We start from the raw sequence: 16126 nt of genomic DNA, 5'->3' as shown, positions 1-16126 counted from the left end.
TCATTCGCTAACTTCATTTACCACCTCACCGTCGAACAGATTGATTATTCTGTCGGCATAACTTGCATCATGACGTGAATGTGTAACCATGACAATGGTAGTGCCATCCTTATGCAACTCACTCAAAAGAGACATAACCTCTTTACCGTTTTTCGAGTCAAGATTTCCGGTAGGCTCATCGGCAAGGATAAGCTGAGGGTTAGCTACTACTGCACGCGCTATGGCTACACGCTGCTGCTGACCACCGGAAAGTTGCTGCGGAAAATGCTTGGAACGGTGGGATATATCCATACGGTTCATAGCCTCTTCTACCCTCTTTTTTCTTTCTGACGACGGTACTCCCATATACAAAAGAGGCAATTCTATATTCTCATACACGTTCAGTTCATCAATAAGGTTAAAGCTCTGGAATACGAAACCTATAACTCCCTTCCTTATATCAGTACGTTGCGATTCCGTGAATTTTGACACTTCCACTCCATTAAGGTAATAAGTCCCGCTAGTAGGGTTATCAAGCAATCCTAGGATATTAAGCAGTGTAGATTTACCACATCCGGAAGGTCCCATGATAGCCACAAACTCACCTTTCTTTACTTCAATACTTACATTATTCAATGCCCAGGTTTCCACTTCCTCTGTGCGGAATACCTTTTTCAAATTTTCTGTCTTAATCATATTAGTAGAATTTAAAATGTTATTTTTCTATATTTATTCACTCTTAATTACTTCGGCAGGATTGATATGTGCAGCCTTGTTTATCTGATAATATAAAGTCAGCATAGATAAAATCAATACGATAAACAGTGGAATGACAAACAGTCCAAATGTAACAGGTGCCTTTTCTACGAAAGATGCCGTATAATAATAAATAACAATCCATGATACAGGCGCTGCAACAACAAATGCCAACACCAGATTAAGCATATAGCTCTTACCTAGTATAATATACAAATCTTTAGGCTTGGCACCATTTACCTTACGGATTGCAATCTCACGATACCTGCGACGAATATCAAACAGAGATATACCCAACAGTCCCAAACATGATATCACTATAGCGATATATGAGAAAACAGTATATATATGTGCAGTCTCTTTATCTTTCTGATACATTTCTGCCACTATATCGTCAGCCCATTTATATGTAAAATCCTCTGAGTTATATATTTCTTTTTCAACTTTGCGAAGATAGTCTATAACTTCTTTTTCTCTGTCTTTCTTCACTTTTATCATAACATCCCCTTCTGCATCCTTAGCCCCCACAATAAAGATCATAGGTTTGATTCCTTCCGTAAGATGTCCCATATAATAATCCTCAACCACTGCTGAGACCGGGGTCATATTAACTCCGTACTCACCTATTTCACCGTTATTCTTCATATATACCATCAAGGCTGAGGTACTCCTTACAGATGCATTTTCCAAACCGGTATATCCCAGTAATTTCATTGCATATTTATTTAAAGCAATGACGCTTTCATCGACATTATTTATATTATCCGGCAATCCCCCATCTACAATTTTCAATCCCCATAAATCAAAAAAATCTGCAGAAACATATTTCGCCTGTAATTCAAACATCTCATCACTATTATTAATAATACGAGTTGGAAATCCCTTCCATACTGTTGTCGATGAATTCATCCAACATTCTATAAAAGGACACTCATTTAATTTATTCCCAACTTCATCAATACACCGGTAGCGTTCTTTTAATTGTTGATGTGTTATACTATTAAATATTCTGTTTTGATTATATAACTGCGCAACCAGAATATCATCAGTCTGATATCCATGAGAAGAATTAATAAGGAAATCAAAATGACGCTGGAAATATAAGGACAGTATCATGAGAAACAATGTGATAGAATACTGTAAAAATAAGAATAAATAGCGTGAGAACATTGTTCCGTTATCCGACATGGCTGAACGCATACATGCTACCGGTTTCCTGTAACCATATCTGAAATAAAAGAATATAGCCGTAAAGAGAGGCACGAACAACAATAATCCCAACGACAAATACCAGTCAAAACCGGTAACAGGTATTTTCTCCGAAAACAGTCCCTCCCATAATCCGGAAGAGGTTTCTACAATACACCATGAAAGGAATACAGCACATGCAAACAAAAGGAAATTCTCCATCCACATTTCAGCAAAAAGTCCTCCAACGGACAAACCAAAGACCTTCTTCACTCCATAAACCCTTCTACGCTTTTGCATTACGACAGAATAGAGATTTACAAAGTTCAGTAAACCAACAAGAAATAAAAGGAGCACCACTCCAGACAGAACTAAGATATACTCTTTGTTTCCAAATATGAAGATACTGTCATATTTTTTAGAAATGGATGACTCAAAATAAAAATCTTTCCATGAAATATATTTATACCTGGTCTGGATATTACCACTTAGGTTATTCCGTTTATGCAAACGATATACATTACTCTTTTCATTCTGCTTCAGAATATCGAAACCAGAATTTACACGAATCAATTCAATATTAAGTACTCCCCAATCCAGCCTTAATTTTTGAGAGACCAAAACATCAAAATTGAATGTGGTCTTACATAGAGGTTGTTCAATAACACCGGACATTGTAAGCATCTTTCCATCAAAATAGATATTTTTGCCTACAGGAGATTCTTTCCCAAACAGTCTCATGGCATAGTCCTCTGTAAGTATAACATCATGGGGACTATCTAAAGAAAGATTTCCTTCCAATACACGATAATTAAAAAAATGGAAGAATGTTGTATCTGCAGCCATCAGGTTTGTTTTGTAGGAAACATCATCGCTGACTATAGTAGAATTTTCTTCTTCAATAAGTTTACATCTGTCTTCTATATACTTTTCATATACCGAATAATCTTTATTGCTCGGATTCTCAGCCGGATAAATATTACCGTCTATATCCCTTAAAGTAACTATTATAGAACTTAAGTCAATGGCATGTGTATCCACTGTAAGCTCCCTGTGGATATATCGTAACAATACAATACAACAGGCAAGACTCAACGAAAGCCCTATCAAGTTGATAACAGTATATGATCTTGCACGAAGCAAAAAACGAATCGCATATTTAATCTTTATCAATAACATATATCAAAAAAAGTCATTTCACCTGTAAATATTATATCAATAATCGTGCCAAAGCATTAAGTCACTAGCAATCAGCTATTTACCAAAATACAACACATTCAGTATATATGCGTTATCGCACGTTTTTGTTACAAATACGCACACATAGCACAATGCAATATATATCACTTATTCAGTCTTAATAATCTCTGCCGGATTAATATGCATAACCTTATATATCTTATATGCTACAGTAACTAAAACCACAATCAACATTGAAACGAACAAGGCTAAAACCATTCCCCAATCCATATTAACCTGGAAAGTACCATCCATAAAGACAATTGACGCAAAATAATATACAAAGGGAAATGCAGCAGCAAACGACAAAATATAAATCAACATATATGAACGTCCGAACATAAAAGCTATCTTAACCGGCGAAGCACCGTTTATTTTCCTTATGGCAACCTCCTTCTGCCGTCCGGCTGTATCAAGCGAAATGGCAGAATATATGCTTAGAACCACCAACAGCAGACTGACAAAAGCCAATACATTGACAAGTGTTCCGACTAAACCCACCGTACCAAGCAAAGTCTGTTTCCTGTCGGTTATCGGTTTAATATCCAAAGGTAATGTTTCCGGAACATATTCCCTGCAAATATCTTTCATCTTACCAATCACTTCGTCTGTATCCTTCCCTTCAGCAATCTTAAAATAAAAAGTTCCAAAAGGTTTTACCGGGAAGAATGCCGAACCGATTGTACGTGGATCATCTTCATTCTCTCCATACAGGGCTTTATATGTACCAGCTATACGGTATGAAGTACCTTGAATGAAAACAGTTCCGGAAATACTGTCTTTCTCCAATTGTCTCATAAATTTCTCGCTTACATAAACAGCATCTTCCGACTCCGTCATTTCACCCTGATGAGGGATATTAAAGAACTGGAAGTAATTGGCATTACCCTTTGTAATTTTTATAAAAGAATGTGTACCATCAGCCTTAATATATCTCTGTTTTATACGAGAATCCAACACTCCCCACAAAGTTATCTCATCAACAATCTCCGGCATCTTTCTGAATGCATCAACTACATGCGTTATATTCTGTCTTAAGCGATATGTACTTGGCTTGAACTCAATAATACGGGCTTCCTCATCATCAGAAACCGGTCTGTATACGGAATAGAAAGCCTTATTAAAAGCAATGTTTATATACAAAACATTTCCGACAAAGAATATAGCTATACTCAATTGAAGCCACATCATGACAGAACGAAAGACATGCTTATTGTTGTTTATGCGAACATGATAGCCTATAGAGGAACGTCGCAAACGCCATACCGGAACATAAACCACAAGTAAACAGATAACAAGAAGGGAAACAAAACACCTTGTCTGTACCCAATATACTTCCGATAAATCAATGTATGGCAAATCGTCGGGTGAAATATAAGTATGACATGTATCAACCACAATTTCCGTTATAACAAGTGACAGCAAAAATGACACTGTAAGCATGCAGAATACCTCTGAAAACAGAAGCATAAACAATCCCCGGGCATCAGACCCCATACTTTTACGCAAAGCGACTTCCCTCTGTCGGTTATAAAACATCTGTATAGCAAACTTCAGGAAGTTAATCATTCCGGAAAGCAATATGAGCGATGTGACGAACAGTACAATTGAAAAAATTATTGTCATCTGTTTTTTTTGGGAATCATCAGAAAAACTCAATGCAGATACACTGTAGTCCTTTCCATTATTTACAAATTTAAGATTCTGCAGATTATCATTAAGCGCAGACAGAGTTGTACCATCACCTAGGAGTGCATACACTTCCATGAATCCCTGAGGAAAAACCATATATGGAAAATAGCAATCTACTCTGGGAAACGCCCAGTTGTCTTCGGCCACATTTACAACCTTGTAATCACGAATCCCCTTGTCGAAATCGTAAACAGATTCCGACAGATGTATCACAGCCCCAATCGGATTATCTTGACCAAAAGCCTTTTCTGCAAAATAACGTGATATAACGACTTCATCCTTTTTCTCCGGAATACGGTTACCATACAATAAATCCAATCCATAGAATGAAAAAGTATTTCCGTTTACCACAGAATAGTTTACAATAAAGGGCTTTTCTTTCTGATCCTTATCTATCACATCTATCTCAGCCTGTCTTGACGGAAATTTAACTGTAATATCCGACAATCCATCAATATGAAGATCCTCTATCCGTTCAACATCAACCGGCGTAAACAGACTCCACCGGCCATCTTCATCTTCAAGCTTAAATGTTACAACTTCTTCATCATGCATATTTATCATGCTATTATAAGCATTTATCCAATATGCCACCAATGTATAACATACTATTCCCACAGCAAGACATAATGCTGAAATAAGACTGTGAACCTTATATTTCATCAGGTTCCGAACTGCCACTTTCAAATAATGTAGTATCATAATATTCTTGTTTTCTAAATTTATTACTCACTCTTGATAACCTCAGCTGGATTTTCGTTGGCAGCCTTCCATATACTCCTCGCTACACAGAGAAGAATAAATGCAGCCATCAGTATAAATAATCCAAAGTATATCCATGCATCCATAGAAGTCTGTTCTACATACTGTTCCAACCATTTCTTCATTACAACAGTCCCTGCCAGGAATGCTATGATACACGACACTGCAAGCATTAAAAGATAATCTTTGAAAAACATCTTCATTATATTGCCTGCCGTTGCACCATTTATTTTCCTTATAGCTATTTCTTTCCTACGTCGCTCACATGACAATGAAACGTGTGAATATACTCCAAACAATGAAATAACAACACATATCATAGATACGAATGACAGCAATTTCATAAGCATCTTTTCTGAAACAAGATATTCTTCGTAAGCTTCATTCGCAGTCTTAATATAACAGAAATTTATACCATTCTTTTCTATATAATCTTTCATACTGTTCCTCAAATCGGAAAGATGCTCCTCATCAAAACTAATCACGTAATCACTACCGTGATCATTACGTCTGTCAAGTGTTATCATAAAAGGCTTGACAGGCTGTGTCGGTGGTGAAATATGAAAATCTTTTATCACACCAACCACGGTATAATTATATATCTTCTTTCCTATCGGCTCTGACCAACCGAACATTCTCACCGCAGCCTCATTTATCAATACTGATTTGATATCCTCTTTACCCGTAAGATAATTTCCACGCAACAGTTTGATACCGTAGAAATCAAGAAAGTCACGTCCTTCACGTATTACCTGCAATGTAACCGGTTTCTGTCCTTCGGACTTTCCGTCCCATTCACCTATTGTACTACTGGTAGATGCTCTCTGTGGTAATAATGAATACATTTCCTTTATTTCATGGACATATGGCAGTTTTCTTAAAAAATGTATTATTTGTATATCTTTAGGTTGACAATAAAGACAAGCTTTTCCATCCCGCTCAAATCCTACTTCATCGGTACTCTTAAGATAATACAATTGCTTGAATAATACAGTCAGACAAAACAATACGGTAACTGATATCATAAACTGTATCACTATGCTACCATTCTGAAATGACAAACGAGATTTCTTTGTGATATTTCCTATTATCTCTTCTGATACAGTTTTCCTGCTACTATATCTGATCAAAAAGACAGCAACCACAACAGATATAATGAGAATGACAAAGAAATACCAGAGTGAAGACAAATAGAAGTTATCTTCTATATCCGCCAGTCTGACAAATTCAGATTTGAGAAGTTCCATCATAGACATACCTATCAGACCACTGAAGAGCATCATCACTACCAGTTCGGTTACAAACATCAATATCAATTCTTTTGTACCTGAACCGCATGATATCCTAAGTGCAATCTCTCTTCGACGAATGTTCATACGGGTAATAAGTATAGAAAAGAAATTAACCAAAGACACAAGTATCACAGTTATTCCTACTACCGAAAACATCTTTACATACGACAAGGATATATCATCATATTTATAGAATACCGTATAACGGGACGTTGAAAGTTTCTCCAGCAAAAGATTTCTTATAGTATATCCTCCACCATCAGGTACTTCAAGGGGTTTATTTTTTAGTTTTTGAGCAAATACAGAGGCATTAACACTATCTTTCAAACGTAAGCACACATAAAAACCACTTGCCCTATAATCATCTCTGAACTTTTCATCGACACCGAGCATAATATCATATCTGAAATTAGAGTGCTTTCCCCAACCTGAAACTACTGCAGAAATCTTTTTCGGTGACTTCCAGAAAAACAAATCTTTTCCAAGTACATTCTTAGTTCCATAAACACGTTCCGCAAACTCTTCTGTAACGGCAACTTCTTCTTGATTATTAAGAAAACTCCAGCTACCGGACAATAGTTTTATATCAAACATATTTATAAAAGCAGAATCAACTATAATCCTCATTGAAAAATCTCCGTTTTGTGGACTTCTTCCAACTACAGCCGGTCCATTCATAAAAGCAGCAGCATCCTCAACCTCAGGAAAATTATTCTTAATATCTCTTGCTACAGGATAATGCGTAACGTATGAAATATTAGTGAATCCATGATCTGACTTTTTATATACCACATACATCCTGTCCGAGTCACGATGAAATGTATCATAACTCAACTCATACCTTATCCATATCATGGAAAAAGCAAAACACACAAAACCTACAGCGATACCTAATATGCTGATTATATTCTGTACCTTATAACGTATCAGGCTGCGTAAAGCCATCTTTAAATAATGTACTATCATTGAAATTCTATATTTACATGAAACAGTCGTTTTTATAATTCTTTATAATCAAAAACCGTGCCATACGCATAACACATTGAATATGTGCATCCTACATAAAAACAGGATATACAAAAGCGTGCGTATCCGCACATTATTATTGCGAATTCGCACGCTTTACACAGTAAATATATCGTTTTTCACTTTATTCTGCTACTATCCAACGGTCGATATTTCTTGTTTCCCCACTGAAATTAACCCCTATCTTATAAACCTTACGGCCATCAGACATGAAAGGTAAAGCATAGTTTCGGGATTCTATTTGAGCTATGGCATCCTCGGCACTACCCTCAAACTTGAATTCCATTACATAGATATACTGTGGAGTTTTCACCACCATGTCTATCCTGCCCTGAGATGTGTGATACTCGGCATGAGTAAAGAAACCCATAAGACGGAATACTATGAAAAGAACATTCTGATAATGAAGTTCAGTGTCGCGGATCAACTCGTATGGAGTATCTGAAAAGAGACTTTGAAGACGCTCCATGAAACTGTCGATCTTTCCTGCTCGGATATCCTTTATAAAGTTCATTATATGAAAACTGGCATTCTTGCCGTTCATATTCATATAGCAAGGCATAAGGAAGTTAAGGAATCCCTGTTCAACCTCCTCATTAGGAAAACCAAGTATATAGTTCTTGAATTCAGGGTCATACTCCTTTATCGTCAGATATCCGCTCTGGAAGAACAAAGGAATAGGATTGGTATTTATTGTCTCAAGCCCGGTAAGCTCATCGGCAGTGGCTTCAGCATTGCCTGTCAGGTCACTCAGAAGGTAATTGTTCTTCTGAAGAAGTTTTACGAGTATGGTCGGGGTACCGGTTGAAAACCAGTAGTTTTCTATTTTCATTGAAGCGAATGTATTCAACACACTGAAGGGATTGTACATTCCTTCGCTATTGCCGGTAAAATGATAACCGTCATATTTTTTCTGAAGAAGACCACACGTTTCTTCGTAACTTAAATTCATATTTACCGACAATTCGCGTATGTCTGATTCAAAATAAGTTATCAATTCTGTTTCGCTGATACCACACAATGATGCAAACTCATTCTCCATCGTTATATCACGGAGATTATTCAAATCACTGAAAATGCTTACCCTGCTGAACCTGGTCACTCCCGTAAGGAGAGCAAAGCGGATATACTTGTCGCACGACTTCAGATTACCGTAAAAGGATTTCAGAATACTTCGGTACTCGGACTGAAGTTCCTCATTGTCCAATGATTGAATAAGAGGCTTATCGTACTCGTCTATCAGGATTACTACACCACGACCGGTCTGCTCCGATGCACGTCTGATAAGTCCGGCAAATCTCAACGAAAGTGATTCCTCCGAAGGCTCACTTCCGTATATCCTTTCCCATCGCACAAGATAATTGTTAAGTACACCTTCAAGCCGTTTGCGGGAATTGTACTCCTCATTGTTCAAATCTATATGAAAGATAGGATATTCGTCCCAGTCCTTTTCAAGGCTCTCTATTGCAAGTCCCTGAAATAAATCTTTTCTACCCTCAAAATAAGACTCAAGAGTGGAAATCATCAGACTCTTACCGAAACGGCGCGGACGACCGAAGAAATAATAACCGCCTGTAGAGACAAGACGATGTATAAGCGCAGTCTTGTCAACATAAACAAAACCACCCTTACGAAGTTTCTCGAAGTTCTGGATTCCTATGGGATATAATCTGTTCATATAAAGTCTGAATTTTGAATAAGACACCGTTGTTTCTACAAAGATATGCAAATGAAAGCGTAGAGACAAAAGAAAAACACAGTTTTTCAATATGAACTATCCATTACCACAATAAGGGAAATCCTGAATCTATTCGCTCTTTATAATCTCAGCCGGATTAATTCGCGCTATATTTCTTATGCGGACATAAACTGTCAGAGTAATGAGCAACACCACAAACAACAATATTCCTCCGTAAAACAATATACCTGTATCTATAAAAGAATAATATATATTGCTGAACATTCGTAACAGGAATTCCACTATAGGAAATGCTATAGCCACAGTAACGATAACCAACACGATATAAAGCCTTGCAAAAATCAATACTATCTGACGAACTCCTGCTCCGTTTATCTTCCGTATAGCCATTTCCTTACGGCGGTATTCGGTGTCAAGAGTTATTGCTGAATAAATTCCAAGCACAGAGATAATAAGTGCTATGATTGACATAAAGAGTACAATACCTCTCAGTTTGAATTCCAGCGCATGCTCTTCGTATATATCATCCATCATTGTGGGTACGGAGACTTCAATACTTTCTGGCAAAGCATCTTTCATTACAGATTTTATTGACGAAACAGCTTCTTTCAAACGATTGGCATAACATTTAACATAACAATGTCCTATGTAATCAGAAAAATCAGATGGTATAAACATAAAACCGTTTAATTCCCTACCAGAATAATTAGACGAAACAAAAGGAGCTGATATACCTACAAGTGTATATCCTTTATTATAGTCATACAAAACTTTCCCTAATTGAATATCCTTGTTTATACGTTTAGCAAGTACCTCGTCTATTATCATCTCGCCCAATGTTTTCTGTTCATTACCGGATATTATGCCTATATTCATAAATCGGAAAAAGCTCGGTGATACACGCATTACATTTGCATCGACATAATTTTCTCTTTTCTCTGTCAGAAAAAGTCCTGTACCTGAAACTCCATGCAGATAATTGATATCTGAAATAATGATATCTTCCACACCCGGACATCGTTTAAACCCCTCCTTCACGAGGCGTACTGTTTGGCGAAGATAAACGTCTGTTTAAAACCATACGTTTACCTATTGATTTTTCGGCTGAACCAAAAATACGTTTAGCTGTACTTTCAAAAAGAATTACCGAATTGGGATTCTGTATTGCATTTTTCCAACTGCCATGTAATATTTCAGGAGTAAAGACTTCATTAAAACAGGAATCAGTCTCCATGAACCTCAGGTTATAAGGTAACAGTTTACCTTCATAAACCTCAATGTTATACGAGCGTTCATCCGTTCTTGCAACTCCACAAAAGGCTTTTGCATTCAAACCTTGGTTTCTCAAAAACGAAGGTAAACTACCTGAAGTTATACTACTGAAATTATTGTCAGAACGTTCTAAATATAATTCAACTATCCTGTCCCTATTCCTGAAACAATCATCTGTACTGAATATATACCTGCTAAAATAAAGGCAGACACTAAAGCAAAACAACGACATAGCCAATCCGAATATGGCTATAATGTTCTGCATCTTGAATTTCATCAGGCTGCGTATGGCTACTTTCAAATAATGTAATATCATATCCAAATTCATTTAATTTAAATAACACACCAGTATAAAACTGACGTATTCCTAAAATTCATAATATGTTCTCATAGTAAATATAATCAAAAATCATGTCAAACGCATAATCACCTATTAATCAAGACAATACATTCAAATATCAATATAAAACAACGTGCGTATTCGCACATTCATGTTGCAAATACGCACGTTTGATACTAAGTGTATTCATTATATCGCTTAATCGGATACTATCCACTTCTCTATATTTCTGGTTTCCGCACTGAAATTAACCCCTATCTTATAAACCTTACGTCCATCAGACATGAAAGGTAAAGCATAATTTCGTGAGTCTATTTGCGCGATAGCATCCTCGGCACTGCCTTCAAACTTGAATTCCATTACATATATATACTGCGGAGTTTTCACGACCATGTCTATCCTGCCTTGAGAAGTGTGATACTCGGCATGAGTAAAGAAACCCATAAGACGGAATACTATAAAAAGAACATTCTGATAATGAAGCTCTGTGTCGCGAATCAACTCGTATGGAGTGTCAGAAAAGAGACTTTGAAGACGCTCCATGAAACTATCAATCTTTCCTTTTTCCAGTTCCTTGATGAAATTCATTATATGGAAGCTGGTATTCCTGCCATGCATATTCATATAGCTGGGCATAAGGAAATTAAGGAATCCCTGTTCAACCTCCTCATTAGGAAAACCAAGTATATAATTCTTAAAACGTTCGTCATACTCCTTTATAGTCAAATATCCACTCTGAAAGAATAAAGGAATAGGATTGGTATTTATTGTCTCAAGTCCGGTAAGCTCATCGGCTGTAGCTTCTGCATTACCTGTCAGATCGCTCAGAAGGTAATTGTTCTTCTGAAGGAGTTTTACGAGTATGGTGGGAGTACCGGTGGAGAACCAATAGTTTTCAGGCATCATTCTGAAAAAAGTATTCAGGACACTGAACGGATTATACATTCCCTCTGTATCCTGGACAAAATGATAACCGTCGTATTTCCTCTTTAACATTGCGTATGTATCAGAACAACTCATGTTCTGCTTTTCAGCAAGAACCCTGACATCTTCATCAAAGAATTCTACAAGTTCTTTTTCGCTTATACCGCACAAAGACGCAAAGTCAGGATCCATAGTGATGTCATTCAAATTATTCAAATCACTGAAAATGCTAACCCTGCTGAATCTGGTCACTCCCGTAAGGAGAGCAAAGCGGATATACTTGTCGCATGATTTCAGATTCCCATAAAATGACTTCAGAATACTTCGGTACTCAGACTGAAGTTCCTCATTGTCCAATGATTGTATAAGAGGTTTATCATACTCGTCAATCAGGATTACTACACCGCGACCGGTCTGTTTTGCAGCTTTTTCTATCAAATATGCAAAACGCTCTTCCGGTGCACGGTCCTTCTTTTCATCGCCATAAACTTCTTCCCATTTTTCAAGATGCTGATTGAAAATGCCATAAAGAGCATCAACATCCTTATAATTGCGGCTGTTCAAATCCATGTGAAACACCGGATGAACATCCCACTCTTTCTCCAGTCCTTCTATTGCAAGTCCCTGAAATAAATCTTTTCTACCCTCAAAATAAGACTCAAGAGTGGAAATCATCAGACTCTTACCGAAACGGCGAGGACGACCGAAGAAATAATAACCGCCTGTAGAGACAAGACGATGTATAAGCGCAGTCTTGTCAACATAAACAAAACCACCCTTACGAAGTTTCTCGAAGTTCTGGATTCCTATGGGATATAATCTGTTCATATAAAGTCTGTTTTTTGTATAAAGCACTTAGTTTTACAAAGATACACAATGGAATGTGGAGCGACAAATGAATATAAGATAAATTAAAGCAAAAGAAGCGTTAGAAACTGTTAAAAAAAACGTGGGCAAATTTTAATCAAAACGTGGGCAAATTTAAGGTAAAACTTGCCCACGTTTTTTCAGAGTCGGCTACATTTTTTCCAAACGTCTAAAACACCAATTCCTCCGCATCGCCAAAGTTATCATATCCTGACGTAATCACACAATCACCGGGCTGCAAACCTTCGGTCATTTCATATTGACGCGGATTCTGACGGCCAATGGTTATTGGCACTTTATATGCCCGTGTCTTGTCATCACTGAGCTTATAAATCCATCTGCCGCCTGTATGCTGGTAGAAATTACCGCGCGAAATTACAACTGCCTGTTCCGGCTGTCCCAACTCTATCTGTACTCTGAAACTTTTCCCCAGACGGACATTGTCCGGCATATCTCCTGTAAAGACCAAATCGACATCGAACATGCGGTCCTTCACTTCGGGAACAACCTTGGTTACCTTCAAAGGATATTTCTCTCCCTGATTGGATACAGTAGCCGGTAGCCCAGTTGTCATCCTATCGATGTAATATTCGCTTAGCGAAGTGTGAACTTTAAACTGATCAAGGACTTTTACTTCGGCAATGTTCTCGCCCGCTCCTACCTGCTGACCGAGAGTTACTTTCACAAAACTCAATTGCCCGTCCACCGGTGCCCGTACCACCAGGTCATTCATCCTTTCAAGACTGCGTTGCAGTTTTTTCTGTTCTCTGTCGTAATCATTCTTCAGAAGTTCTTTTCTGATAACTGTCATGGCAGAATCGCTACGAAGACTGCGCAATTTAAGTCGTGTGGACTCCGTCTTATACTCATACTCATCGCGCGACACTTCAAGTTGTGCCTTACTGCGTATTCCCATTTCGTATTCTTCTTTTTCGAGGGCAAAACTTTTCCTGATTTTATTCAGTTCGTATTCGGCTTCCAGTGTCTGCTGCTTCAGGACTAGAGTTTTCTGCTCCATTTCAAGCTCTTTCTCGCGGTAAGTTATCATCTGTTTTTCCCAATCATCACGCTGGTCGTCGATATCTCTCATCAGATTCGGATTGGAGAGTATCAATATCGTATCTCCTTTCTTCATCAGTCTTCCTTCTTCGGCTACGATGCTGTTTACGTTCCCGGCTTCGCGCGCATTCACCATAATGGTCATAATGGGCTGTACTATGCCTTCTACGTCAACATACTCCATGAAATCCGAGTCCGTGACTTCCGAAATTTGTAATTTGTCGATGTCTATCCGCAACCGGCGAGGACCGGACGCAAGAACTATCACATAAACTATCCCAGCAAGGATTACTGCCCCGCCTGCTATCCTGTACTTGTAGCGTATGTACCAGGGTTTCTTCTTTAGTTTTATATCCATAGATGTAATGTTTTTTTATTATCAGAATTCAAGATTATGCCATATCGGACATTTATTCATAAAATCATACTGTGTTATACTACGTAAACCGTAGTATAGAGTCCAGTATGTCTGCATAGCTGATATGTAGTTCCGGAGTGCAGAATCCTTTTCAGTTGTCGCTGCATTTAAATCAAGTATCGATGATTTACCCATAAGATAAAGTTTGAGAGCCACTTCGTAACGCTTCGTGGCAGTGCGTTCCGTTTTTCGTGCCACACTTACCTGCTGCGACTGAAGATTGAACTGACGTACCATTTTCCTGACATTCAGTTCGAAGTCTGTCATGGCCTGGACCACCTGTGTCTCCACCAGTTCTACATTCGATTTTGCCACTTTCACTTTTCCCTTGCCTCGTCCCCAATCCAATATAGGTATTGCTATGGAAAGACTCACATACTGTTGGTCGAGCGGATTTCTGTACGAATCCTTAAAAAAGTCTGCCGTCTGTGACAGGCCGAACTGCAAATACAGGTCAGCCTTCAAACCTCTTGACGCTTTAGCTGATGCAAGCTGACTGCGGCTTTCCAGTTTCCGTCTTTTATACAGGTCGATGTCCGGACTGTTCTCGTATGCCTGTTTGAGAGCCTCATCAAGCGGTACATCAAAATAGTATATGCTGTCTGCAGGAATAACTTCTATCTCCGCATCGTCATTTATTCCGAGAAAAGAACGCAGTGTTAGCATGGCATCTTCAACTTCTATTCCGGCATTCATCATGTTTGTTTCCTCATTCAGCTTATTCACTTCAAGTTGAAGCATCTCATTTTCGGTGATACTGCCTATGTTATATCTTCCGCGCGCATATCTGTACAATGTATCGGCAGAAGCATAGTTGGAACGTGCTATATTAAGATTGGTCTGTGCCGAGGCAAGGGCATAGAAAAGCTGACATGTTCTTGACGCAATAAGTTCCATAGTCTCCGCATAAGTCTTGCATGCCTCACGGTATTTCACAGGCTCGATACGCTTGTCCCATTTCAGATAGTTATATCCGAAGAGTGACTGAGTGTAACCTATTGAAAACGGTTGAGTGTTATACGCTCTGCCATTGCTTCCAAACTCGTCAATCCTCTGTGTAGAGGTCTGTACGAAAAAGTTACCACCCGTGAAAGATACATTCTGGCTAATCTGCAATCCAAGGTCGGTACTCAAATTATTCTGACGAATGAACTGTTCTGTTCCATCCGGCTGGGTAATCTTGTTAATCTGCCTGTTAAGATATGGATTGGAAATCAGACTTACCGACGGCAGATAGTTGGCACGGAAAGAACGGTAATTCCAATAGGCTGCACGGTATGTATGTCTTGCAGCCTGTACCTCCGGCGAATTATCGTGTGCAATCGATATGGCATCTTCAAGAGTGAGCGTAAGTTTTCTGTTTGTATCACCTGCATAGGCAATGCCTACGATACAAACTGTTAAAATTAAAATCAGAAATATTCTTATTCGTTTCATGGCAACTGTAAGTCAATGAAGTTAAATGAAAATAATTTATCCGGTATATTAAAATCAAAAACTATGCCATTATGCTATATCATTATTTTTCAGATGTTTAGAAGAAGTAAATCATTCGCTATATCGTGCGTTTACGCACAAAAAACGTGTGATAACGCACATACAACACATTGTTT

At 38.1% G+C, this 16126-nt stretch carries 10 protein-coding genes; all 10 read right to left on the bottom strand.

The features are described 5' to 3' along the window. The 10 genes from NW213_RS02800 to NW213_RS02755 all read right to left on the bottom strand — a co-directional run bounded on the left by NW213_RS02800 (position 1) and on the right by NW213_RS02755 (position 15950). Positions 1-675 carry an ABC transporter ATP-binding protein gene (locus tag NW213_RS02800; protein ID WP_258321785.1) on the bottom strand — a complete coding sequence of 225 codons (675 nt, stop codon included), beginning with the start codon at positions 673-675 and terminating at the stop codon, positions 1-3. 33 nt (positions 676-708) lie between these two features. Further along, positions 709-3066 (bottom strand): FtsX-like permease family protein, encoded by a 2358-nt coding sequence (locus NW213_RS02795; RefSeq protein ID WP_258321784.1) that lies wholly within the window; start codon positions 3064-3066, stop codon positions 709-711. Between the two features lie 204 nt (positions 3067-3270). After that, the gene (locus NW213_RS02790) at positions 3271-5556 is read right to left on the bottom strand and encodes an ABC transporter permease (RefSeq protein ID WP_258321783.1); all 2286 of its coding nucleotides are present in this window, start codon (positions 5554-5556) and stop codon (positions 3271-3273) included. Positions 5557-5579: 23 nt separating this feature from the next. Continuing rightward, entirely contained in the window at positions 5580-7874 is a 2295-nt protein-coding gene (locus tag NW213_RS02785) for an ABC transporter permease (protein WP_258321782.1), read from the bottom strand. Positions 7875-8058: 184 nt separating this feature from the next. Beyond that, a complete protein-coding gene (locus NW213_RS02780) occupies positions 8059-9612 on the bottom strand; it encodes an ATP-binding protein (RefSeq protein WP_258321781.1) in 1554 nt (517 codons plus the stop codon). 129 nt (positions 9613-9741) lie between these two features. Continuing rightward, positions 9742-10641, bottom strand: a complete 900-nt coding sequence (locus NW213_RS02775; protein ID WP_258321780.1) for an ABC transporter permease — start codon at positions 10639-10641, stop codon at positions 9742-9744. 13 nt (positions 10642-10654) lie between these two features. Beyond that, the gene (locus NW213_RS02770; RefSeq protein WP_258321779.1) at positions 10655-11221 is read right to left on the bottom strand and encodes an ABC transporter permease; all 567 of its coding nucleotides are present in this window, start codon (positions 11219-11221) and stop codon (positions 10655-10657) included. Between the two features lie 222 nt (positions 11222-11443). After that, the gene (locus NW213_RS02765; protein WP_258321778.1) at positions 11444-12997 is read right to left on the bottom strand and encodes an ATP-binding protein; all 1554 of its coding nucleotides are present in this window, start codon (positions 12995-12997) and stop codon (positions 11444-11446) included. Between the two features lie 208 nt (positions 12998-13205). Continuing rightward, entirely contained in the window at positions 13206-14453 is a 1248-nt protein-coding gene (locus NW213_RS02760) for an efflux RND transporter periplasmic adaptor subunit (protein WP_258321777.1), read from the bottom strand. A gap of 21 nt (positions 14454-14474) precedes the next feature. Then, entirely contained in the window at positions 14475-15950 is a 1476-nt protein-coding gene (locus NW213_RS02755; protein ID WP_258321776.1) for a TolC family protein, read from the bottom strand. Between the last annotated feature and the right edge of the window lie 176 nt (positions 15951-16126).

Origin of the sequence: Bacteroides sp. ET336, from assembly GCF_024733815.1 — a bacterium.
GTDB lineage: Bacteria > Bacteroidota > Bacteroidia > Bacteroidales > Bacteroidaceae > Phocaeicola > Phocaeicola cellulolyticus.
Note: the sequence above shows the minus strand (reverse complement) of the source record. Positions and strands in the feature narration are given on the sequence as shown.

Coding starts and splice junctions, on each gene's coding strand:
- NW213_RS02800 (WP_258321785.1), bottom strand. CDS start 675: ATGATTAAGACAGAAAATTTGAAAAAGGTATTCCGCACAGAGGAAGTG.
- NW213_RS02790 (WP_258321783.1), bottom strand. CDS start 5,556: ATGATACTACATTATTTGAAAGTGGCAGTTCGGAACCTGATGAAATAT.
- NW213_RS02785 (WP_258321782.1), bottom strand. CDS start 7,874: ATGATAGTACATTATTTAAAGATGGCTTTACGCAGCCTGATACGTTAT.
- NW213_RS02780 (WP_258321781.1), bottom strand. CDS start 9,612: ATGAACAGATTATATCCCATAGGAATCCAGAACTTCGAGAAACTTCGT.
- NW213_RS02770 (WP_258321779.1), bottom strand. CDS start 11,221: ATGATATTACATTATTTGAAAGTAGCCATACGCAGCCTGATGAAATTC.
- NW213_RS02765 (WP_258321778.1), bottom strand. CDS start 12,997: ATGAACAGATTATATCCCATAGGAATCCAGAACTTCGAGAAACTTCGT.
- NW213_RS02760 (WP_258321777.1), bottom strand. CDS start 14,453: ATGGATATAAAACTAAAGAAGAAACCCTGGTACATACGCTACAAGTAC.
- NW213_RS02755 (WP_258321776.1), bottom strand. CDS start 15,950: ATGAAACGAATAAGAATATTTCTGATTTTAATTTTAACAGTTTGTATC.